The sequence below is a fragment of the Gottfriedia acidiceleris genome (assembly GCF_036421055.1).
Taxonomy (GTDB): Bacteria; Bacillota; Bacilli; order Bacillales; family Bacillaceae_G; genus Gottfriedia; species Gottfriedia acidiceleris_C.
Genome location: NZ_JAZGQS010000004.1, coordinates 179,017 through 199,676, shown reverse-complemented (window position 1 = coordinate 199,676; position 20,660 = coordinate 179,017). Strand labels below are relative to the sequence as shown.

General features: G+C 31.6%; 29 protein-coding genes. 6 read left to right on the top strand and 23 right to left on the bottom strand.

From position 1 onward, the window contains the following. Positions 1 to 422: 422 nt before the first annotated feature. Positions 423 to 848, bottom strand: a complete 426-nt coding sequence (fabZ, locus tag RAH41_RS08080) for a 3-hydroxyacyl-ACP dehydratase FabZ (protein ID WP_331221730.1) — start codon at positions 846 to 848, stop codon at positions 423 to 425. Between the two features lie 393 nt (positions 849 to 1,241). Between fabZ and RAH41_RS08075 the strand changes: the two genes are divergently transcribed. Further along, positions 1,242 to 1,694, top strand: a complete 453-nt coding sequence (locus RAH41_RS08075; RefSeq protein ID WP_331221729.1) for a DUF1259 domain-containing protein — start codon at positions 1,242 to 1,244, stop codon at positions 1,692 to 1,694. A 322-nt stretch (positions 1,695 to 2,016) separates the two neighbouring features. Here the strand turns inward: RAH41_RS08075 and RAH41_RS08070 are convergent, their stop codons facing one another. The 11 genes from RAH41_RS08070 to RAH41_RS08020 form a co-directional block, all read right to left on the bottom strand. Beyond that, positions 2,017 to 2,466, bottom strand: coding sequence for an SRPBCC family protein (locus tag RAH41_RS08070; protein ID WP_331221728.1), 450 nt, complete (start codon positions 2,464 to 2,466; stop codon positions 2,017 to 2,019). Positions 2,467 to 2,636: 170 nt separating this feature from the next. Beyond that, the gene (locus RAH41_RS08065) at positions 2,637 to 2,978 is read right to left on the bottom strand and encodes a cupin domain-containing protein (RefSeq protein WP_419471576.1); all 342 of its coding nucleotides are present in this window, start codon (positions 2,976 to 2,978) and stop codon (positions 2,637 to 2,639) included. 328 nt (positions 2,979 to 3,306) lie between these two features. After that, positions 3,307 to 3,447, bottom strand: coding sequence for a hypothetical protein (locus RAH41_RS08060; RefSeq protein WP_331221727.1), 141 nt, complete (start codon positions 3,445 to 3,447; stop codon positions 3,307 to 3,309). 82 nt (positions 3,448 to 3,529) lie between these two features. After that, positions 3,530 to 4,072, bottom strand: a complete 543-nt coding sequence (locus RAH41_RS08055) for a site-specific integrase (RefSeq protein WP_331221726.1) — start codon at positions 4,070 to 4,072, stop codon at positions 3,530 to 3,532. Further along, the gene (locus RAH41_RS08050; protein WP_331221980.1) at positions 4,069 to 4,509 is read right to left on the bottom strand and encodes an ArpU family phage packaging/lysis transcriptional regulator; all 441 of its coding nucleotides are present in this window, start codon (positions 4,507 to 4,509) and stop codon (positions 4,069 to 4,071) included. Before RAH41_RS08050 ends, RAH41_RS08055 begins: the two co-directional genes overlap by 4 nt. 16 nt (positions 4,510 to 4,525) lie before the next feature. Further along, on the bottom strand, positions 4,526 to 4,810 hold the full coding sequence (locus RAH41_RS08045; RefSeq protein WP_331221725.1) for a hypothetical protein: 285 nt from the start codon (positions 4,808 to 4,810) through the stop codon (positions 4,526 to 4,528). A 59-nt stretch (positions 4,811 to 4,869) separates the two neighbouring features. After that, complete coding sequence (locus tag RAH41_RS08040) at positions 4,870 to 5,697, bottom strand: ATP-binding protein (protein WP_331221724.1); 828 nt, start codon at positions 5,695 to 5,697, stop codon at positions 4,870 to 4,872. Next, positions 5,648 to 6,520 carry a DnaD domain protein gene (locus tag RAH41_RS08035; RefSeq protein ID WP_331221723.1) on the bottom strand — a complete coding sequence of 291 codons (873 nt, stop codon included), beginning with the start codon at positions 6,518 to 6,520 and terminating at the stop codon, positions 5,648 to 5,650. The genes RAH41_RS08040 and RAH41_RS08035 overlap by 50 nt, the downstream gene beginning before the upstream one ends. A gap of 134 nt (positions 6,521 to 6,654) precedes the next feature. Further along, positions 6,655 to 7,317, bottom strand: a complete 663-nt coding sequence (locus RAH41_RS08030) for a Rha family transcriptional regulator (RefSeq protein ID WP_331221722.1) — start codon at positions 7,315 to 7,317, stop codon at positions 6,655 to 6,657. Continuing rightward, positions 7,317 to 7,454 carry a hypothetical protein gene (locus RAH41_RS08025; protein WP_331221721.1) on the bottom strand — a complete coding sequence of 46 codons (138 nt, stop codon included), beginning with the start codon at positions 7,452 to 7,454 and terminating at the stop codon, positions 7,317 to 7,319. Before RAH41_RS08025 ends, RAH41_RS08030 begins: the two co-directional genes overlap by 1 nt. 15 nt (positions 7,455 to 7,469) lie before the next feature. Then, positions 7,470 to 7,652, bottom strand: coding sequence for a helix-turn-helix domain-containing protein (locus RAH41_RS08020; RefSeq protein WP_331221720.1), 183 nt, complete (start codon positions 7,650 to 7,652; stop codon positions 7,470 to 7,472). A 285-nt stretch (positions 7,653 to 7,937) separates the two neighbouring features. On the opposite strand from RAH41_RS08020, the gene RAH41_RS08015 reads away from it, so the two are divergent. The 4 genes from RAH41_RS08015 to RAH41_RS08000 all read left to right on the top strand — a co-directional run bounded on the left by RAH41_RS08015 (position 7,938) and on the right by RAH41_RS08000 (position 10,739). Continuing rightward, a complete protein-coding gene (locus RAH41_RS08015; protein WP_331221719.1) occupies positions 7,938 to 8,300 on the top strand; it encodes a helix-turn-helix transcriptional regulator in 363 nt (120 codons plus the stop codon). An 81-nt stretch (positions 8,301 to 8,381) separates the two neighbouring features. Next, positions 8,382 to 8,591 (top strand): helix-turn-helix transcriptional regulator, encoded by a 210-nt coding sequence (locus tag RAH41_RS08010; protein ID WP_331221718.1) that lies wholly within the window; start codon positions 8,382 to 8,384, stop codon positions 8,589 to 8,591. 228 nt (positions 8,592 to 8,819) lie between these two features. Continuing rightward, positions 8,820 to 9,986, top strand: a complete 1,167-nt coding sequence (locus tag RAH41_RS08005) for a site-specific integrase (protein ID WP_331221717.1) — start codon at positions 8,820 to 8,822, stop codon at positions 9,984 to 9,986. Positions 9,987 to 10,217: 231 nt separating this feature from the next. After that, positions 10,218 to 10,739, top strand: coding sequence for an acyl-CoA thioesterase (locus RAH41_RS08000; RefSeq protein ID WP_331221715.1), 522 nt, complete (start codon positions 10,218 to 10,220; stop codon positions 10,737 to 10,739). A gap of 69 nt (positions 10,740 to 10,808) precedes the next feature. On the opposite strand, the gene RAH41_RS07995 is transcribed toward RAH41_RS08000, so the two are convergent. The 7 genes from RAH41_RS07995 to RAH41_RS07965 form a co-directional block, all read right to left on the bottom strand. Further along, positions 10,809 to 12,359, bottom strand: a complete 1,551-nt coding sequence (locus RAH41_RS07995; protein WP_331221714.1) for a cation acetate symporter — start codon at positions 12,357 to 12,359, stop codon at positions 10,809 to 10,811. Next, entirely contained in the window at positions 12,356 to 12,700 is a 345-nt protein-coding gene (locus RAH41_RS07990) for a DUF485 domain-containing protein (protein ID WP_331221713.1), read from the bottom strand. The genes RAH41_RS07995 and RAH41_RS07990 overlap by 4 nt, the downstream gene beginning before the upstream one ends. A gap of 341 nt (positions 12,701 to 13,041) precedes the next feature. After that, on the bottom strand, positions 13,042 to 13,764 hold the full coding sequence (locus tag RAH41_RS07985) for an amino acid ABC transporter ATP-binding protein (RefSeq protein ID WP_331221712.1): 723 nt from the start codon (positions 13,762 to 13,764) through the stop codon (positions 13,042 to 13,044). Beyond that, positions 13,757 to 14,416: an amino acid ABC transporter permease gene (locus RAH41_RS07980; protein ID WP_331221711.1), complete on the bottom strand. Its 660-nt coding sequence runs from the start codon at positions 14,414 to 14,416 to the stop codon at positions 13,757 to 13,759. The genes RAH41_RS07985 and RAH41_RS07980 overlap by 8 nt, the downstream gene beginning before the upstream one ends. 79 nt (positions 14,417 to 14,495) lie before the next feature. Then, complete coding sequence (locus tag RAH41_RS07975; protein WP_331221709.1) at positions 14,496 to 15,836, bottom strand: aspartate aminotransferase family protein; 1,341 nt, start codon at positions 15,834 to 15,836, stop codon at positions 14,496 to 14,498. Between the two features lie 98 nt (positions 15,837 to 15,934). After that, positions 15,935 to 16,690, bottom strand: coding sequence for a transporter substrate-binding domain-containing protein (locus RAH41_RS07970; RefSeq protein WP_331221707.1), 756 nt, complete (start codon positions 16,688 to 16,690; stop codon positions 15,935 to 15,937). Between the two features lie 453 nt (positions 16,691 to 17,143). After that, the gene (locus RAH41_RS07965; RefSeq protein WP_331221705.1) at positions 17,144 to 17,626 is read right to left on the bottom strand and encodes an 8-oxo-dGTP diphosphatase; all 483 of its coding nucleotides are present in this window, start codon (positions 17,624 to 17,626) and stop codon (positions 17,144 to 17,146) included. A gap of 155 nt (positions 17,627 to 17,781) precedes the next feature. Between RAH41_RS07965 and RAH41_RS07960 the strand changes: the two genes are divergently transcribed. Beyond that, entirely contained in the window at positions 17,782 to 17,976 is a 195-nt protein-coding gene (locus tag RAH41_RS07960; RefSeq protein WP_331221704.1) for a hypothetical protein, read from the top strand. A 101-nt stretch (positions 17,977 to 18,077) separates the two neighbouring features. On the opposite strand, the gene RAH41_RS07955 is transcribed toward RAH41_RS07960, so the two are convergent. The 4 genes from RAH41_RS07955 to RAH41_RS07940 all read right to left on the bottom strand — a co-directional run bounded on the left by RAH41_RS07955 (position 18,078) and on the right by RAH41_RS07940 (position 20,660). Next, positions 18,078 to 18,515: a BrxA/BrxB family bacilliredoxin gene (locus tag RAH41_RS07955; RefSeq protein WP_331221703.1), complete on the bottom strand. Its 438-nt coding sequence runs from the start codon at positions 18,513 to 18,515 to the stop codon at positions 18,078 to 18,080. Positions 18,516 to 18,624: 109 nt separating this feature from the next. Further along, entirely contained in the window at positions 18,625 to 18,936 is a 312-nt protein-coding gene (locus RAH41_RS07950) for a hypothetical protein (RefSeq protein ID WP_331221702.1), read from the bottom strand. A gap of 91 nt (positions 18,937 to 19,027) precedes the next feature. Beyond that, positions 19,028 to 19,276 (bottom strand): hypothetical protein, encoded by a 249-nt coding sequence (locus tag RAH41_RS07945; protein WP_331221701.1) that lies wholly within the window; start codon positions 19,274 to 19,276, stop codon positions 19,028 to 19,030. A gap of 133 nt (positions 19,277 to 19,409) precedes the next feature. Further along, positions 19,410 to 20,660: an MFS transporter gene (locus tag RAH41_RS07940; RefSeq protein ID WP_331221699.1), complete on the bottom strand. Its 1,251-nt coding sequence runs from the start codon at positions 20,658 to 20,660 to the stop codon at positions 19,410 to 19,412.

The following is a 20,660-nucleotide window of genomic DNA, read 5'->3' as shown; positions in this document are numbered from 1 at the left end:
CTTGAAGTTAAGAATAAAAGGATCCTAGTTATTAAGTTCGGTTTTGGAGTTGGTACACTTTGATTAAATTTCCTTACTACATCTGAATCATATTTTCCTTTAATGAATGATATTTCTTAAAAATCGTAATGACATAATTTTTAATTCTACCTTTCTACCAATTATTGTTAAAGTAACCTGCCAATTACTTCAATAAAAAAACGAGCTACCTAAGTAACCCGTGATCTTATTAAACTAATGCATGCGTTAGTTGAAGTAGGAATTAATTCAAAGTAGGTCAATCATGTCTTTGTATATGTCCACTTTGTTGCAGAAAAAATTAATTATGAGTGCCTCTTATTAATAATAACCTCGAAAATTTGTACTCTTTTCAAAAAACGTCACGTTTGTTGAAAAACCGAATTTTGGATTCAATCGGTAGGTTAATCACCAAATGCAAATATTAGTTCTGTTTCGCAAACTAATTCTCCATCAACAGTGGCAATACCTTTTCCTTTCCCGATAGGACCTTTTAAACGAGTGATTTCAACTTCCAGACGGAGTTGGTCCCCTGGTCTAACTTGCTGTTTAAAACGACATTTATCTATTCCTGCTAAAAGCCCCAATCTTCCTTGATTTTCTTCTTTCGTAAGCATTATAACTGCACTTACTTGAGCTAAAGCCTCTACTATTAACACACCTGGCATAACTGGATAATCAGGAAAATGCCCACTAAAAAAGGCTTCATTAGCTGTCACATTTTTAGTACCAACTGCTCTTTTTCCCTCATCTAATTCTAGAATTCTATCCACTAAAAGAAATGGATAGCGATGTTTAATAATTTCTTTAATTTTTTGAGTATCAAACAACTTAAAGCCCCCATTACCAATATTATATTTTTTTTAAATATATCTACCTCATTTTAACATCTGATATTATAAGTTGGTACTAAAAATTTCATCCTCTTTTTCTAGTGTGCTTCATTAATACAATTCCCAAAGAGTTGCTGGATAAATTTTATATATACTTTAATTTGCCATAGTGGACTAAACTCCAAGCTTGTTCAATAAAAAAAGACCGACAAATAGTCGATCACGTTGTTCAACTAATGCATTAGTTGAATAAGTAAATGTTAATTACTAAGTAAATAAAAAGAATACACATTAAATGGACATCCTAACATAGTCCAATCTTATTCTATACGGTATGAATATCTTATTATTGGTTAAATATCCACTACTTGTATAGAAAGAAGGTTTTTTATGGATTTAAATAATTTTCATCGTTCAAGGAATTCTAGAGGACAATCTAGAAATCAATCCACAAGTCAATTATGTAATGAATTTGCAGAAATTTTAGGTGGGCAGGGTATGGTTACTCCAGAGGGAGTATGTTTAGTACAAAAGTTTCGCAACATTAGATTTTCCATTCTTGGACGTAGAACACATTCTCCATTAGTAAACCCACAATTTTTTTCGTTTGAAGATGTTGATAGTAAAGGTAATGCGCTAAATTTAGGAGAAACGGTACTTTTACAAGAAGAAGTTAACCCGTTATTAACTGAGCTTAGAAAAAGAAACATTATAGTTACTGCTGTTCATAATCACTGGTTATTTGAAGAGCCACGGGCAATGTATATGCACTTCGAATCAATTGAACCACCCCTAGAATTTGCTAGAAAAGTAAAAGAGGCATTTAGAGTGTTAAAAGCGTAAACCAATTACAAAACATTAATACATCAGTAGGATTTAAATCCTACTGATGTATTAATATGATACTTATTTATTCCCTGAAGCAGGTTGACCGCCCCATTTAACATAATATCTAATTGGTGGCAAAAGCTGCAATTAAGTAACTCATGTTATGCAACTAACGAATGAATTATCCATCCATGAATCCTAAGATTCACAACAGTGAATGGAAGTTTATATCGTACTCCCATGGTAGTTGAATAAGAAATATTTTTGTTAGAACTATAATTTTTCTTAGTGTTTTACATAGGAACATAATTTTATATTCTATACTCGCTATCACATTTCACTTTTCGGCAATGCATTTTATATACTCGTTTCTTCGAATAAGTAAACGGACCATATATGATTGTAAAAACATCCTATCTGCTAACCTGCCTAGTGGTCCAAAAGGTGAGGTATAATCGAATTTATCCGTCATTAACGTCCCATCTTCTTGTAATTTAAATATATGTTCATGCCTAAACCTTTTAAAAGCTCCATTAACCATCTCATCCACGAATCTATAAGGCGGATCGAACTCAGTAATAATTGATGTTAAGTGTTGGCGAACACCGAAATGGGTAGCCTCCCAGGTCACGGTTTCTCCTAGTTCAATCAACCCACTAGTACGTCCTTTAACTGCTCTTTCATTGGTTTGTGAGGTCGATTCCATATGAATATCAATACTGCGTGACAAATCAAAACACAATTGAATAGGTGCCTTTATAAACATGGATAATTTTATAATTGGCAACAGACATCCTCCTCAACCTAGTATATTGAAGATTGCATTTAACTATATTTCTTCAGTTGGTAGTGAAACCCCTTCTTTCACCAAATAGTAGTAATTAAAAAGAAGCTGATTGTTCAATCAACTACTAAGTGTAGTTAAACTAATGCATGCTTTAGTTCAATATCATTCTATTATTTTGTTCCCTTTATATCATTAGTTTTCTTTTCAAAACATATGTTAACTGTACGTTCATTGGAGCGAGTTCGATGCATTGTATTAGCTGGAATGGTAAAGATTTCCCCTGGTCTTAAAGAGATTGTTACATTGTTTTCTAAGTCAATAAAAAGTTCGCCTTCTAATACATAAAATAATTCATCGCAATCCTCGTGTTTATGCCAGTGAAAATCACCATTTATCACAGCTATTCTAAGTGCGTGGTCATTTACTTCGCTAACGATAAAATTTGTATATTCCATTTGATCTTGTATTAATTTTTGCAGGTTAATTACTTCCAATTGTCCTTTATTTTGCATAATCTATCTCCTTTAATTGTAAATATTCTCTCTTATCAAATAATTTACGAGTACTTAAATTTTACCATATTTTGGAACGTGCAAAGCTTTTTTTCTGGAATTTCTTATTCAACTAAACTGCCATTTAGTTGAACAAGAAATATTTGGATATAAAACTTATCCAACTTATAAGTTCATCATATCTAATAAACTGTTGAACTACCACAGGTGAAGTAAAACCATACCTATCCTATATTTTCAATAACATTCATATCGAGTTCCACACTTACGAAAATATGTATAATTTAAATTTAAGCATTAAAAAACCACCTTGGAAGGTGGCAAATTGTCATTGAAGGTCTAATTCCTCTAAATGTCTTTGATAATTTATTCTTACGATTTCATCACTTTGTCTAATCCAATATTCTTTACTGTAGTCAGACCAAATGGCTAACCATTCTATATACATGTTCCGATCAGATTTGCTCAATTATGGCTTCTCCTTTCTAATCCAACTTTTTATTACCATACACTTAACTATGTTTCTTTTAAGCTACCAAAGTTTAAGCTCCTTAATATTTAAAATTAACCATAGCTTTATCTAGAATATCTTGGTCCACTCCTATATACCGCAATGTAATTTCTGGCTTAGAGTGGTTAAAAATTTTCTGTAATAAAGCAATATCTTTTGTTTGTTTGTAGAAGTGATACCCAAATGTTTTTCTTAATGTATGTGTTCCAATATCTTTTAACTTGAATTTTTTAGCAGCCTTCCTTAATATCCGATAAGCCATCGATCTAGTAATTGGTCGATTTACCCCTTGGCGACTCTTAAACAAATATTCCTCACTGTCTTTTCCTAATACAAATGTGTTAATTTCCCTTCTTAACTCTGGATTAATACGAACCCACTTCTTCTTTCGAGTTTTTTGTTCTCTTATAATGATGTGAATACCGGTTACATCAGACACTCTTAAATTAAGAATGTCTGAAATTCGTAAACCTGTATAAATCCCCATGAGGAAAATCATATAATTACGATCACTTTCGGCTTTTAAGAATGTTTTTATTAATTCGATTTTTTCTATGTCCCTTATCGGTTGAACAAAATTCATTTATTTCCTACCTCCTCAAATACTTCTAAATTGAGAATGGCAGCTAATCTAAGAAGAGCCTTTGCCTTAACCCGATGATAATTCCGCTCAGACATACCTAATTCATTAAAAACCTCATAGTCAAAAATGCTATCGTCTGTCATGTATCGTCTTATGAGTATTGCTCTTTGAAGATAACTTAATCGGTTAACTGATAATTGCATTCTTCCAAGGAATGTCTTTCTAAATTTTTCTATATCTACATTTTTTATTGCTGCATGCTCGACGCTTGAATGAATGACATTTGTTTTACTTGGAGGTTGAAAGGTATAAGTTTGTGTAATGCTAGGAAAGTCTGTTTCACCGGACTTTAAAAGCAGATATCTATACTTTTCAAACTCTGATTCTACTTTTATTTTCGTTTCTTTTTCATTAACTTTTGGTAGATCAAAGTCCATCTGCACGCTTATCCCCCTAACCGATTAAACTAACTACTGATTCAAGAGCTGAAGGATTCAAAACTTCAATTAATGTACCCTTCATACCCAAACCTCTACTTCTCAAAATTCCAGCAATCTCAAGTTTTGCTAAAGCATTAATAATAATTGACTTTGTATAGCGAGTACCACCACCGATTTCGCCGCTTATAATCGTTAATTTTGTTTGACCATTTAATTCAATAACTAAAGCTTGTATAGCTTGTCCTTCTGTAAATGAAAGTTTGTTTACCAAAGTTCTAGTACATGTAACTAATTCCACTTAAACAGCTCCTTTATATGTGGTGTCATGCCATAGGCTTAATAATGCTTGTCCATTTTTTATTTGTTTTCTTCTAAGTATCTCTGCAATCTCTCTTTAGCGATTTCTCGTCGGAAAGAAGTTGCTTTATTTTCTATTGTTAAACTAGTTTCAACTAAACGATCATATGAACGTGCTCCAATCTGATTTGAAAGTTCTACTGGTTTAAGATTAGAAGTATAAAAGATTGGTAGTTTTTTACGGTAACGACCATCTATTATGTTAAACATTACTTCCTGGACCCAATCGGTTAGTTTTTCAGCTCCAATATCATCTAGTACTAAAAGATCACATTCTAAAAGAGATTTCATAATTTGCTGTTTAGTCTCTTTGTTGTCATTATTAAAAGTGCTTCTTATCCGCTCTAATAGTTCTGGTACACTTTGAAAAACAACAATATATCCTTTAGTATTTAATGCATTTGTTACAGCTGCCGCTAAATGAGATTTCCCATTCCCGTATGTTCCCCAAATTAATAAACCATCCTGTTTCCATTTAGGATACTCCTCAATATATTGCCTTGTAGCTTTAAAAGCGTGCTCCGTACCTTCTCTATGTTGAAAGTTCCCCAATGTTGAATGTGTAAATTTATCACCAAGATTACTTATTGAAAATAGTCTTTCAATATCCGCACGCTTTTGAAAGTTCTCTATTTCTCTAATTCGATTATGCTCAATTTCTTTCACGCATTTACATACTGGTTGAACCCATTTATCTATATTTAAAATTGAAATTTTTACTTTATGCTTTGGAATGAATGTTCCGCAATGGTCACATGTAATTCCTTCACGATTTTCATCACAAACCGATGTATTCAATATCTGGTTGATCGCTTCTTTTAGACTCATCTTTTATTTGCCCCTTTCGTTTTTTGAAAGCAATATCATCTGCGTAAACATCATCCATCGATTTTATATTTCTCTTTTTCCAAGATGCTAATATCTTTACAGCATATGCCCATTGTTTATTTTGAGCTAATGCTCTTTTCATTGATTCAATTACTAAACTTTCGTCACAATCTTTACACCAATGAAGAATATCTTCCGCAATATAAGGATTTAGTACTCCGAAATTATTTTCATAAAATAAAACTGCATCATCTTTATTAATAGCAAGAACAACAGGCTCATTTTCTTTCGTGACGGTCACGTCGCCTTTTTCTTGTTGTTGTTGTTGTTCTTTTTTATATTCTTTTTCTTTTTCCTGTTCTTTTTCTTTTTCTTTTTCCCCTCGTGACGTATTATGTGACGGGATACGTGACGTATATAACTTGAAAAGCTTTTCATTTTTCTCGATATTTTCTGCAACATATTGAATCAAAGTTTTATCTTTAACAAGTGAAATTTCTTTCCTAACGCAATCTTCAATCGGTTTTCCTAATCTTGGGAAATTATATTTAGCCCAATTTTTAATTGCTAATTCTCTAGTTTCTGGATTGTATTTAATTATTTTGTGGTTGTTTTCAAAACGATCCATTAACTGATTAATCGTTTCAATTGAATAACCAGTATGAAAACCCATCTGCTTTTTAGTGATTTGATAAATACCGATTTGTGAAGCGTTCGGATTAGTAATTAAATACAGATAAAAGTATTTGTCTTCAGGTGTTAAATCCTCTAACACCCTTGGATCATCCCAAAAAATAGTTTGTACTGATCTAAATATAGCCAATAAACTCACCCCGTTTAATAATAAAGACCTCTATTTTTTATAAACGTGTATTTCCGTTCTTAACCATTTGCTTCCTTCAGAAATATTTCATTTTTCAGTAAACAAATTTCGCTATGAAGTTAAAAATATTAAATTTAGCAAGGTCTCCAGGCGTTTATGTAGTTGATTGCTTCCTCATATTCATGTTTGCGAATATCTCTAAAGCTGTTTACTGCAAATGCATTTTTTAAATCTCTACCAATGGCAGCATGAACTTTTGGAACAGTATCAAAAACATCTGTATTGATTTTCCCGCTATTCCATAATTGATAAACTCGCTTATTCTTAGCATTTTGTACAATTCTTTGTTGGCCAAAATCTAATGTTAATTGATTGTTTACTTTATCTTCTAATGAATTTAAACGTTCATCTTGTTTCATCATTTCATTAGTCATGGTATGGATCATTTGTAATGGTGTCATTGGTGGCAATTGTTGAGTTACTACTTTTTCCAATTCATAAAACTTTTCAACATATCTTGCTGTAAATAAAATCCCTTTTTCACCAGTCATTTTGTTAGCTATCATATCGCAACCTTTTTTAGTAATTAAAAAACATGGTTGTGTTTGATTTCTTGAATTTAGGTATTCACTTGATACAAAGAAATTTTCACTAGGGAGATTTGCCGAGTGAAGTATTTCCACATACTTACGAATTGATTTCATTAAATCGCTGTGATCTTTAGCGACCATTTCAGCAACTTCTACTGAACTAATAGCATTTACCGCATTGTGCTTTACTACTTGTAAGTTACTCATTAAACCTCATCCTCCTCTGGATTCCATAAAAACGATGTGAATTTATCTTTAAGAATTCGTGGACCACATGCTACAGCAATTAAAATTCCTGTATACCCTCCTGCTATTATTAAGCCTATTGCATATAAAGAAAGCATTTATTTCACCTCGCTTTACTTTTGATTTTCAAGCCACTGGAAGAAAGAATCTCTATTAACAAGAACACGTTTTCCGATTTTGATTTTTGGGAAATCTGAAATTTGCATAATTGCATATGCTCTTTGTGTACTAATCCTTAAAACTGCTGCTACATCTCGAACATTTAATATAATTGGTAGATCGTTAATGGTTTCCAATAAATTTCGCCCTTCCTTAATTTTTTGTTGTTATCATTCGCCACAAATATAGAAAAATTAAAACAACTTTCATATTGTTTTGTGGCGATTATAAATAACACACTCTTAATATAATTCTTGTTATATCTAATGTCAACAACTTTAATACTTTATGTTCTCGTTTTGTATAGTTTGTTCTCCTTTTGGAAACAACTAATAAGACATATCAATGTTATTATTGGAATGAATGTTAATTTATTTAGCAACAAATAAGGTATTTATAAAATATAGAGAAGGAGGTAAAAAATGAAAATTGGTGAGAAATTGAGGATTCTTAGAAATTCTAAAGGATTGACGTTGAGAGCTTTGGAAGAGAAAGTTCATCTTGCGTATAGTCATCTTTCAAAATTGGAGAATGATAAAGGATATACCCCAAGGATTGAAACCGTAAAAACATTGGCAGATTTTTACGGCGTGAACTATATAGATTTACTTAACGAAGACGTTGATCTATTTTCTAAAGAAGAAAAAGAATTTATTTCAGAAGTGGATTTATCTGATAAAGATTTAATTGAAAAATACAATTTTAAATTAGACGGAAAAAAATTAACTGAAGAGGAATTACGCGGTATCCTCGCTTACATCAGAGCTAACAGATCCGTTCTTTGATTTAATTACAGCAATAATCAACGATAAATCAATTTCTATTTTCATTTGAGGTCTCCTTATTTATAAATAGGTGGTGAACAAATGGCACTTAGAGCAAAAAGTTGTTTGCTCCCACACCATCTTAGAAAAGCTAAAATGACTCAACAAGAACTTGCAAATCGTTTGGGTATAAGCCGTCAACAAGTGAATAAATACTGCAAGATGGACGATATGATGTCACTTAGACGTGCAGTCGAAATATCACATATTTTAAAAAATTGTGCTCCTGAAGATTTGTATGAGTGGGAATAACAATCATCACTGATTAGATGTTATCAGTCTAATCAGCTCTAATTGTCAACCTAAAAGTGTACTTTTGTAATCATTGTAAAATTTTGTAATTATACCCGTTTATCAAATTCTTAATAAACATAAAAGTATTTAATTTATTTGTTATTTAATTGTATCAAAATAGGAACAATTGTTCTATATTAATTTTATTAGTCGAACGAATATTCTATAGGAGGTAAAAAGAAATAAATGGCTTCGTTTCAAAAATACCAAACAAAAGAGGGTACTAAGTGGATGTTTATGGCTTATACAACCATAGATCCAATGACAGGAAAGAAGAAAAGAACTACTAGACGGGGATTCAAGACCAAAAAGGAAGCCCAACTTGCAGCTTATGAACTTGAAAAGGAAGTTTATCACGGAAACTTTATTAAAGAAGAAGATATACTATTTAAAAACTTTGTTCCTACATTTATCGAAATGTATTCAAAACAGGCTAAAATAAGTAGTGTTGAACTTCGTAAAAAAGAATTAAAAAAACTTCTCCATTACTTTTCTAACATTAGATTAAAGGATATTAGTAAATTAAAATATCAACAAGCATTGAACGATTTACACGAAAAAGGATATGTAAGAACTACAATTGAAGGAATTCATACTGCTGGAAGGATGCTTTTTAGAAAAGCTGTAGAATTAGAAATTATTAAAAATAATCCCACCGAGTTTGCTGTAGTTCCAAGGAAAGTAGAAACAGTAGAAGAATTAGAGAAGAATGAGAAAAAAATTAAGTATCTTGAAAAAAAAGATTTAGCTCTATTTTTAAATACTGCAAAAGATCATGGCTTAGAAAATGATTATATTTTTTTTATGATATTAGCTTATACTGGAATTCGTATAGGAGAACTACTCGCTTTAAAATGGAGTGATGTTTCTTTTGAAAAAAATACTATTAGTATTACTAAAACGATGTTTAATCCTAATGGAAATAAAAATGATTATGTATTACTACCTCCTAAAACCAAAGGATCTATACGGATAATTAAAGTGGACGAGCGAGTGATGGATTTATTAAAAGAACATAAAAAAGAACAAATTATGAATAACTTATACAGTGAAGAATTGAATTTTGTTATCACAAAATATAACGGGTTTCCTGAATATCCAAATCACGCGCCTTTTAGGATGAAAAGATTATTAAAAATATGTGGAATAAAAGAAAATTTAACTCCTCACTCTTTAAGACACACACACACAAGTTTGCTAATTGAAGCAGGAGTGGGCATTAAAGAAATCCAACAAAGGTTAGGTCATACAGACATTAATACTACAATGAACATCTATGCACACCTGACAAATGATATGGAAGAAAAGGCATCAAAAAAATTCAGTTCCTTAATGGAAAATTTATTGAATTGAATCAAAAGGATTCAAAATGGATTCACAACCTTTGATTTTAGTAAAAAACCCTTTAAAGATAAAGGGTTTTTTACTTTATTACATAATATCACCTATTATTTATGTTTTACTTTGTGAAGTATTTGATTCATTGGAACGGAATATTACAAATGAAAATTTTCATCTCATAATTACGCTTAATAAAAAATAGATTGGTAAAAATATCATTATTCTAATAAAAGGTGTGAATTTATGAATTCAAAATATTGCCATGAATCACGTTCAGCATTAACTGTTCGAGTTTTCCCTACTGACTTAAATAATCACCAAACTTTATTTGGTGGAAAAATTCTCGCTGATATGGATATGACTGCATCAATTACTGCTTCTAAACATTCAAGATTAAAATGTGTAACTGCTTCGATCGACCATGTAGACTTCTTACATCCTGTTACAGAAGAGGATTGTATCTCTTATGAATCCTTTGTCGTAGTTACAGGAACTTCATCTATGGTAATTTTCGTAAAAGCGATTGCAGAGAACTTGATTACTGGCAATCGCCGAGTTGCTGCCACTTCATTTTTAACATTTGTTGGAATGAAAGATAATAAAACAGTACCAGTTCCATCTATCATTCTTGAAACCGAAGAAGAACGAGAACTTGCAGAAATAGCAAAAGCAAGAATCGAAAATCGTAAAAATAATAAATTAATCAGTAAAAACATTGAAACGATTATCTCTACGAAACCTTTAAAATTAAAACAAAGTGATTAATAAATTAATTTTTTTCCTAAATAAAAAAGAAACTGAGGATATTTCTTCAGTTTCTTTTTCTAATTATGATTAATGCGTAGAAATACCAGATACACCATGGCCAGTATTAGACTTCACGAGAATTTCATCAAATTTAGCTTCATTTTCTTTCTTACTTGAAAGAATTGTACCTAAATATGCTGCTATGAATCCTAAAGGAATCGATATAATTCCCGGATTCGTTAAATTAATTAACGGATCTCCAACAAAAATGGCTTTTCCTTCAATTGGACTCCAAATATTAGGACTTATTGCTACTAGTATGATTGCAGATATTAATCCAGTTAACATACCAGTGATTGCGCCGGTCGTATTAAAACGTTTCCAATAGATTGTAAAGAGTATAACTGGTAAGTTTGCACTTGCAGCAACAGCAAATGCTAAGGAAACTAAAAAGGCAACATTTAATGTTTGTGCAAAAATTGCTAGTAAGATTGAGATTAAAGCAACTCCAATCGAAGCATATCTGGCCATTGAAACTTGCTCTTTTTCAGTTGCTCTACCTTGTTTTAAAATTTCATTGTAAAAATCATGTGCAAAGGCAGATGCAGCAGTTAATACTAGCCCTGCTACTACCGCAAGTATTGTTGCAAATGCAACAGCTGAAACAAAAGCAAATAATAAGTTACCACCTAATACTTCTGCTAAAAGTGGCGCCGCCATATTTCCAGCTGGATTTGCTTTAATAATCTCAGAATTTCCAACAAATGCAGCTGCCCCAAACCCAAGGAAAATTGTCATGATATAAAAAGCTCCGATTAACCAAGTTGCATAAACGACTGATTTTCGTGCCGTTTTCGCATCACGCACTGTAAAGAAGCGGACAAGTATATGGGGTAATCCGGCAGTTCCTAGAACTAATGCTAAATTTAATGAAATTGTATCTAATCCGTTTGTGTATTTTACACCTGGATTTAAAAACGAGTCTTTAAGAGGAGTTGCCGTTCTCATTTGACTAAACATTTCATTAATGTTGAAATTAAATTTAGCAAAAACGATGATTGAAATAACTAATGTTCCAAGCATAAGAAGGATTGCCTTTACGATTTGAACCCAACTAGTAGCCCTCATACCTCCAAATATTACATAAACAGTCATTAAAATACCTACTATTAAAACAGCAGTCGTATAATCAATTCCTAGTAATAATTTAATCAGTGCACCAGCACCAACTAGTTGTGCAATCATATAAAAAATTGAAATCGTCATTGTGTTTAATGCGGCTATCCCTCTTACTTTTCTTTGATCAAATCGCGCAGCAATCATATCTGCTAACGTGTATTTTCCAAGATTTCTTAAAGGCTCTGCTACTAAATATAAAACAACTAAATATGCAACTAAAAATCCGATGCTATAGAAAAATCCATCGAATCCGCTTAAAGCAATCGCACCTGCAATTCCTAAAAAGGATGCTGCTGACATATAGTCACCTGCAATTGCAAATCCATTTTGCCAACCAGTCAATCCACCTCCTGCGGTATAAAAATCTTTCGCATCTTTTGTTTTTTTAGAGGCGTAATATGTAATAACTAGCGTTCCTAGTACAATAATCAAAAATAGTGTAAATGCCGTCGTATTCATATTTCCTCCCCTCCTTTATTTAACTTTTCCAATACTCCATCTGCCATTTTGTCAAAGGATTCAGCTTTTTTACTGTAAATCATACATAACACCCATGTCATAATAAATTGAGCGAATGCAAACAACCAAGCCCATGTTACTTCTCCAATGGCTTTTGTATTTAGTGCTTTAGAATAAGAAGTCATTAAAGGTAATGCAATGTAAAAACAAAAAAAGAATAAAGACATTGGTAAAATAAACTTTCTTTTTGCTTTCAGTAACTGTTTAAACTCTTGAGATTTTGCAACTTCCGAGTATTTGCTCTGACTTATACTCGTACTAGAATTTTTATCCATTTCCATTTAATACTCTCCTTTCAAATTGTAGTTCTTAATCAATTAAAAATATTATTGCAATCAAAAAAAGAAAGAATTTTCTGAAACTAAGATAATTTTATCTCATTTTGATAGACTTTAATAAATGTTTTTGATAGACAAGAATTAACAAGTTCTAATGATTTCATTTTTTTTGTAGAAAATTGAATACAAGTTGAAGTTGAAATACAAAAAACATCAGTTGACTTACAAACCTAATACATATTTAGACAATTTCAAAGTAAAAAAATGAATTTTTTGTCAATAAAAAAAATCCCTATTTTCTGATGAAAAGTAGGGATTTCTTTACATTTAAGTAAGTAAATGACTTATAAAACTTTCTCTAGGAATAGCTTTGCACGATTTGTTTTTGGTCTAGTGAATAATTCGATTGGAGTTGCATCCTCAACTAGATTTCCTTCGTCTAAGAATAGAATTCGATCTGCAACTTCCTTTGCAAAACCCATTTCATGTGTAACGATGACCATCGTCATACCTGTATGAGCTAATGATTTCATTACTTCAAGTACTTCTTTTACCATCTCTGGATCTAAAGCTGATGTTGGTTCATCAAATAGCATTACTTTAGGTTCCATTGCAAGTGCTCTTGCTATAGCGACACGTTGTTTTTGACCACCTGAAAGTTTAGGAGGATATACGTTTGCTTTTTCAAGAAGTCCAACTTTTTCAAGAAGGGCCTTGGCATTTTCTTCTGCTTTAGCCTTACTCATACCTTTTACATGAATCGGAGCATACGTAATATTTTCTAGAACTGTCATATGTGGGAACAAATGAAAATGCTGGAATACCATACCTACATCTTCACGGATCTTCATTATATTACTTTTAGGATTTGTAATTTCAATATCATCCATCCAAATTTCACCATTTGAAGGAGTTTCTAATAAATTCATACAACGTAAAAATGTAGACTTTCCAGAACCAGATGGGCCAATTACAGCTACAACAGATCCTTGCTCAATTATAGTTGTTATTCCTTTTAATACATGAACATTTCCAAAGCTTTTATTTAAATTTGTAATTCTAATCATTTGTACGCATTCTCCTTTCAACTGATTTACCTAGAAGTGATAGGATCATAATGATAATGTAATAGATTGCAGCTACAAAAATAAGTGGCTCCATAAATGAGTAAGTCTCCCCACCTACTAAGAATGCTCTTCTCATTAAATCAGATGCACCAATTACTGTTACCATTGCTGATTCCTTCGTTAACGTAATAAACTCATTCATCAAAGCTGGTAAAATATTTTTAAATGCTTGAGGTAAAATAATTTTTGACATCATTTTACGATAAGGAATTCCTAAAGCTGAAGCAGCTTCTTGTTGACCTTTATCTACTGCTAGTATACCTGCGCGGATGATTTCTGAAACATACGCTCCTGAATTCAATCCAAAAGCCAGTACCGCTGCTGGAAACTTTTCAATATCGAAACCAATTAACTGTGGTAAACCATAATAAATGATCATTAATTGCAAAACCATCGGTGTTCCACGAAAAATCGAAGTATAAAAATCAGCTATTACAACTAACCATTTTGCACGGCTAATTTTCATTAATGCAAGTAAAATTGCTAAAACAAGACCTAATAAAATTGAACAAAGAACTACTAATAATGTTAATTTTAATCCGGCCAATATATATGGAATTGAAGGGACAATTTGAGAAAAATCTAAGTTCATATTGTAGTACTCCTTTACTATTTGTCTTTTAAATTATAAAGTTTATTCGACAAAATCTGTTTAGATAAAGAGCACTGGTTTAGAAACCAATGCCCTTTGTTTCATATAACTCATATCCAATGGATTGCTCATATTCTGTTAATGCTTCATCTAAGATTGCTAACCCATCATCGATTTGATTTTTTGTAACTGTTAATGGTGGAATCATTCGAATTACTTCACTGTTATTACCACAGAAGTAGAATAAGACACCTTTTTCCAAAGCAAGATCAAGAATTTTAAATAAACCATCACCGTTTGGTTCTTTTGTAGCTGGATTAATGATTTCAATACCGATCATTAAACCAATTGAGCGAATGCTTCCAATTACCGGATGCTTTTCTTTTAATGCATTCAGTTTTTCTACTGCGTAAGCTCCTACATCTTTCGTATTTTCTAAAAGCTTTTCTTCTTTAATGATATCTAAAACAGCCAGTGCAGCTGAACAAGCAATTGGATTTCCTCCAAATGTTGTTCCATGACTACCTAGTGGCCACTGTTTCATAAGTTCATTTGATGCTACTGTAGCACTTAAAGGAATACCATTTGCAATACCTTTTGCTATTGCCATAATATCTGGGGTTACATCAAAAGTATGTGCAGCAAACCAATTGCCTGTACGTCCAAATCCAGTTTGAACTTCATCAAAAATTAGTAAAATATTATTTTTATCACAGATTTCTCGTATTTTCTTTAACCATGCTTTAGGTGGTACTACATATCCACCTTCACCTAGAACTGGCTCTACAATAACTGCAGCTACTTCTTCTGGTGTTACTTGATGATTAAATAGACGTTTAAAATCTTTTTCTAATTGCTCTACTACATATTGTTCTTCATCATAACCTTCTGGGCAATCTGAAACATTTGCATATGGTATTTGATAAGAGCCTGTTGGTTGTAAAAACTTTCGATATTTACTTTTTGATGTCGTAACGCTTAATGCTCCCATGGAACGGCCATGGAAACAACCTATAAATGAAACAATATATGGACGTTTAGTAGCATGTTTAGCTAGCTTAATTGCACCTTCAATCGCTTCAGTTCCACTATTACCAAAAAAGAAAGTATCTAAGTTACCAGGAAGAATTTCAGCTAACTCATCTGCTAGCTTTAAAATCGATTCGTAAATAATAACACCCGACGGACCATGGGCTAAAGAATCAGCGCCATCTTTGATTGCTTGTACTACTTTTGGATGACGATGTCCAACATTTGTAGTAGCAATGCCTGATGTAAAGTCTAGGTACTGTTTACCATCTACACCATAATAGTAACAGCCTTCTTCCTTTACAACTGGTAAGTTAGGATGATCCTTTGCCATGCTTGGTGCAAGACGTAAAGGCATTTTTTCTAATAAGTGACTCCAATCTCTCTCCATTTATAATTCCTCCCCTGATTCCAACAAAAACTTATCATGTCTATCACTACTTCCGCCATCCTATAAGTTTATCTTTTAATCTATTCAAATCTTACGGATTATTTCAATTCACCGAACCATTTTTTAACTAATTTATCAACAGTTCCATCTTCTTTTAATTCTTTTAGTGCCTTTTCAAATTTAGGTGTTAATTTACTACCTTTTGGAAGAGCTACTGCTGAACCAGATTGTTCAAAGAATTCTTGCATTAATTCCCCTTGCATTTCAGGTAATTTATTTAGATACCCACTAGCTACAGATTGTTCGATCACAACAGCATCAAATCTTCCAGCTTTTAATTCTTCTACCATCTCAGGAATACGATTACGGTTCTCAACTTTAAAACCAACCTTTTTAGAAACTTCAATTGCTTTAGCCTCTTGAATTGAACCAGCTTGTACACCGACTGTTTTACCTTTTAAATCTTTAACACTTTTAATATTTGAATCTTTATTTACAACTATTTCATTTTGATCTGTAAAATATGGTTCAGTGAAATCTGCATTTTTCGCACGCTCAGGTGTCTTTTTCATACCCGCCATTATAAAATCTACTTTATCTGCATTCATTGCAGTAATTAATGAGGTAAAATCAATATCTTTTACTTTAATTTTGTATCCAGTTTTTTTACCAAGCGCTTTAGCTAAATCAACATCAAACCCGACGATCTTGTCATCTTTTGTGTCTATAAATTCGTAAGGCTTATAATCCGCACTTGTTCCTAAGATTAAGGTTTTATCATCTGACTTGTTACAAGCAGATAACATTCCAATTGATAATGCTGATGCAGCTAAAACTCCGACTATTTTTTTCATTAATGCTTCCCCCTAATTTTTTAAAAATTCAAACTTATTATTTATATTATCTTTATTAGTATTCTATTAAACAACTATTTTTTTCGAATGAATAATTATTCTACAAAATGAATTTTAACACATACTAATAAATATGCAACTATATTTTTCAGGATTTCGACAAAAAAATTAGATACAGCTTAATTTTACAGGGATATTATAAAAAATATTTTTTTATTAATATTCATTAAGTTTATATATTTATTCAACAAAGTGAATGAGTGTATTATTATTGGACTTTTCAAATCTTTCAAAAAGTTTTCGACATTTTTTGCAAATTGCTATATTTTCAGTACTTCACACTTGAATTGCCCCAAATTTTAAGCGTTTTCAAACTTATTCATAAAAAAAACACCATTTTGTAAATGGTATTTTCACAAAAATGAATACATTATTCATTTATAAATTATTTTATTATATCAAAACTTCTTCTTCTATTACCACATTAACAACCTTATTATCCTTATAATAAAAGGAATAATGATGTTTTCTCTCTTTATTTAATAGTATTGGAAGAAAATATGGAATACATTCTCCTACTCCCTGATTTTTTTCATCTATTACCCAATTAATTTTTTTCCAATCTAAAATTCCTTCATCTGTTTTTAAAGGCGTATCAAATTTTAAGCTATTAGAAACCTCTGCCAGAAATACATACATACCTCCGAAATCAACGTCTTCTTCGTGCCAGGTCACTTTACCTTTATACGTTATGTCTTTCAACTCAATATGTATTCCTGTTTCTTCTGCAATCTCTCTTTGCACTGACCTTTCGATTGTTTCCCCTTTTTCTATTTTTCCACCAACACCGTTCCATATTCCCATTGTTGGAGCATTTATACGATTTAACATTAATAGTTCATCATTTCGTTTGATAAAACATAAAGTATATTTCACAAGTTTCCACTTACCTTTCAAACATATTAATAAAGTTTACTCCTATTAATTATGGCATAATTTGCTATTATTTTGTTTGCAAAACAACTTTACTAATTTTTTAGAATATTTTAAAATTTAAATAATATATTATTACTACAAAGGAGAGGTGTGTTGTGGATCAATCAAATATTATCGATTTAAGCCAATATAGAAAATTAAAAAAGCATAAATCAGAATCCTTCGCTTTTCGAGTAAAATATGATGAAACAGCATATAAAGATGCATTGTTCTTATTATTTTTTACATGCTCTTTAGCTGCATTATCTTTCTTTTTTATCTTTTATTTTATTTATAAAATAATTAACTAAAACACTTTATTTAAGACACAGTTTACATAATAATAATATTATGCACAAAAAAAAGTACAAAAATTTATGGAATTCCCCCATAAATTTTTGTACTTTTTTATTTAAATTTCTTCACAAAATTGTTCAAAGTAATTTTGAAGTTTTTGAACGACTTGCATAGGATCATGACCTTCAATTTCATGACGCTCAACCATCGCTACAAGTTCACCGTCTTTTAAAAGTGCAAATGACGGAGATGATGGTGCTTTACCAGTAAAATATTCTCGAGCTTTTGCAGTAGCTTCTTTATCTTGCCCTGCAAACACAGTTACTAATTGGTCAGGTCTAGCATCATAGTGCACTGAATGTGCTGCTGCAGGACGAGCAATACCGCCTGCACAACCACATACTGAGTTTACCATTACAAGTGTAGTACCTTTCTTTTCTAATGCTTGCTCGACTTCCTCTGGTGTTTTTAATTCTGCATAACCAGCCGCTACGATTTCTTGACGTGCAGTATGGACAACATCATTCATAAAAAAATTAAAATTCATATTCATTTCATCTACTCCTTACATGCTTTTTTTCATCTTACCAATTTAGCGGCTATTAATTCAAGCTTTTGAACCTGCTAGATTGATTTTTCAAATGAATCTTCTAGCTCCTTAATTATTCATTCACCAATTCTACGATTACATTCGGTAAATGAGCTAAAGTAGATATGGCATATTGGTAATCTTCATTTAATTCTTCAACAACTCTTATGACAGTGACAAATGGATTATTTATGACAAACTGATCAATCTTTGCCACATCTCCTGCAATAAATAAAACTTTTGCATCAATTCTATTTTTTAATCCGATTGAATGTAATGTGGATAATACATTTCTCATTAGCTCTTCTTCTTGCTCACTAGCACCTTCTAATATTATACAGTCCCAACTTAATAACTTAAGCTGATCAAAAAGAAGTTCGTCCATATCTCTCCCTCCATATCGCTGGTTTATACAAATATATGAGGAAATGAACGAAAGCATACTTTTTTAGGATGAAATGAAAAAACTCTACTATTTAACCTTCGCCGATACCAAACGCCAATATTAAAAAAAATAAGAAAACAAAGGTAATAAAATTTAAGCAAACACCAAGAAGAATATTTGTTATTTTTTTTGAAAGGAATGCAAATATTATGCCTGTAATTGATAAGATGCTAAAAAATAAAAGGAATATACCTGGGGATTTAGTCTGTTCGTTTATAAAAAAAGTGATAATAATACTAATACCTACTGTTATCAAAGAAAGCCATCCAAATTTATTCAATAATATTCTCTCCTTCCTCTCTACTATTCTTTTTATCTTAAATGTATCACACATAATGTTTTGTAATGAATGGAAAAATAAAAATTACAACTTTACGCCCTTAAAAGAAAAAAAACGCTTTAAGAGCGTTCTTTTAAGAATTAACAGTTAACTTTGTATCCGATTCAAGCTTGACTTCTCTTCTTTTTTGAAAAAGTCGATTTACAAAAAACATCATTGGAAAACTTATAAAAGCGATTGCACTAATAATTACAAATCCTCGACCTCCATGTTCATATCCGAAGTAAGCTAATAAGCTTCCACCAAGCGCTGGACCGAAAACGAAACCGAGTTTTGAGAATCCCATTGCCCCAAAATAAGTTCCCTTTAATTCTTCAGGAGCAAGCTGATCGACAAATACATCTGTAAATGTAAAAGCAAATATTTCTCCTACAGTTAACACAATCATTACGATTGCTAATAAGAAAAAATTAGTAAATAATCCAAATCCAGCAACAGCTAAACTAACAATCACATTACCAATCATCATAGATACAGTAGGTGAAAAATTCTTCATTCTACTTACAATTGGGAATTGAAGTATAACTACAGTTACTGCATTAATAGTAGTTAAATACGCATAAAGTTTAACGCCATTATGAAACTGTGGTGCATTCGCAAAATACTGCGACATTGTAGAAAAACTTTGTGAATAACCAAGACCATAAAAACAAATTGTAAGAATCGTTAAAGCAAAGATGATATCTTTACGTAAAATTGAAAACGATGCCTTCATCGAAACTTTGTTAGTTGACGAAGCTGACTTTCCTTCTCCAATTTTATACTTTGATAACATAAATAATAATGTTAATCCATAAATAAAGTACACAATTCCAGATAATACAAATGGCAATGTGCTTTTTGAGCTTCCTAGATATAAACCAACTAAAGGACCTACTGCTACTCCAACATTAATAGCGGCATATCGCAGATTAAATACTAACAGTTTTGATTTCTCGTCGGTTAAATCAGAAAGTAATGCTCTAGAAGAAGGTTCGAAAAATGATGAACATATATTTAAGATTGAGTTCAGCACAAAAAACCAGGCGAATGAATTTCCTAGTCCAAAACCAACTAATGTAATAGACCATAAGAAAATACTCGATAATAAAATAGTTTTCCTTCCAATACGATCTGAAAGAGTTCCCCCAATAAAACTGAAAAACACCCCTAAAAAAGATGAAACTGTTAACATAAGCCCAACCATTGCAGGTGAGATATGTTTAACTGAAGTTAAATAAATAGCTAAAAACGGCATACTTACTGTGCTAGCAAATCTAACGAATAAGGTTCCAATAACGATATTCCAAGCAACAGGATGTACGGCAGATAAATTTTTAAACAT

Coding starts and splice junctions, on each gene's coding strand:
- RAH41_RS08025 (WP_331221721.1), bottom strand. CDS start 7,454: ATGCTTTCTTTATATGCAATAGGCTTAATAATAGCAGGAGGGTATACA.
- RAH41_RS08065 (WP_419471576.1), bottom strand. CDS start 2,978: ATGCAAAATAAAGGACAATTGGAAGTAATTAACCTGCAAAAATTAATA.
- RAH41_RS07970 (WP_331221707.1), bottom strand. CDS start 16,690: ATGAAAAAAATAGTCGGAGTTTTAGCTGCATCAGCATTATCAATTGGA.
- RAH41_RS07950 (WP_331221702.1), bottom strand. CDS start 18,936: ATGGACGAACTTCTTTTTGATCAGCTTAAGTTATTAAGTTGGGACTGT.
- RAH41_RS07975 (WP_331221709.1), bottom strand. CDS start 15,836: ATGGAGAGAGATTGGAGTCACTTATTAGAAAAAATGCCTTTACGTCTT.
- RAH41_RS08010 (WP_331221718.1), top strand. CDS start 8,382: ATGGCACTTAGAGCAAAAAGTTGTTTGCTCCCACACCATCTTAGAAAA.
- RAH41_RS07985 (WP_331221712.1), bottom strand. CDS start 13,764: ATGATTAGAATTACAAATTTAAATAAAAGCTTTGGAAATGTTCATGTA.
- RAH41_RS07955 (WP_331221703.1), bottom strand. CDS start 18,515: ATGAATATGAATTTTAATTTTTTTATGAATGATGTTGTCCATACTGCA.
- RAH41_RS08055 (WP_331221726.1), bottom strand. CDS start 4,072: ATGAATTTTGTTCAACCGATAAGGGACATAGAAAAAATCGAATTAATA.
- RAH41_RS07990 (WP_331221713.1), bottom strand. CDS start 12,700: ATGGAAATGGATAAAAATTCTAGTACGAGTATAAGTCAGAGCAAATAC.
- RAH41_RS08075 (WP_331221729.1), top strand. CDS start 1,242: ATGGATTTAAATAATTTTCATCGTTCAAGGAATTCTAGAGGACAATCT.
- RAH41_RS08040 (WP_331221724.1), bottom strand. CDS start 5,697: ATGAGTCTAAAAGAAGCGATCAACCAGATATTGAATACATCGGTTTGT.
- RAH41_RS07940 (WP_331221699.1), bottom strand. CDS start 20,660: ATGTTTAAAAATTTATCTGCCGTACATCCTGTTGCTTGGAATATCGTT.
- RAH41_RS08030 (WP_331221722.1), bottom strand. CDS start 7,317: ATGAGTAACTTACAAGTAGTAAAGCACAATGCGGTAAATGCTATTAGT.
- RAH41_RS08005 (WP_331221717.1), top strand. CDS start 8,820: ATGGCTTCGTTTCAAAAATACCAAACAAAAGAGGGTACTAAGTGGATG.
- RAH41_RS08015 (WP_331221719.1), top strand. CDS start 7,938: ATGAAAATTGGTGAGAAATTGAGGATTCTTAGAAATTCTAAAGGATTG.
- RAH41_RS07995 (WP_331221714.1), bottom strand. CDS start 12,359: ATGAATACGACGGCATTTACACTATTTTTGATTATTGTACTAGGAACG.
- RAH41_RS08000 (WP_331221715.1), top strand. CDS start 10,218: ATGAATTCAAAATATTGCCATGAATCACGTTCAGCATTAACTGTTCGA.
- RAH41_RS08050 (WP_331221980.1), bottom strand. CDS start 4,509: ATGGACTTTGATCTACCAAAAGTTAATGAAAAAGAAACGAAAATAAAA.
- RAH41_RS07980 (WP_331221711.1), bottom strand. CDS start 14,416: ATGAACTTAGATTTTTCTCAAATTGTCCCTTCAATTCCATATATATTG.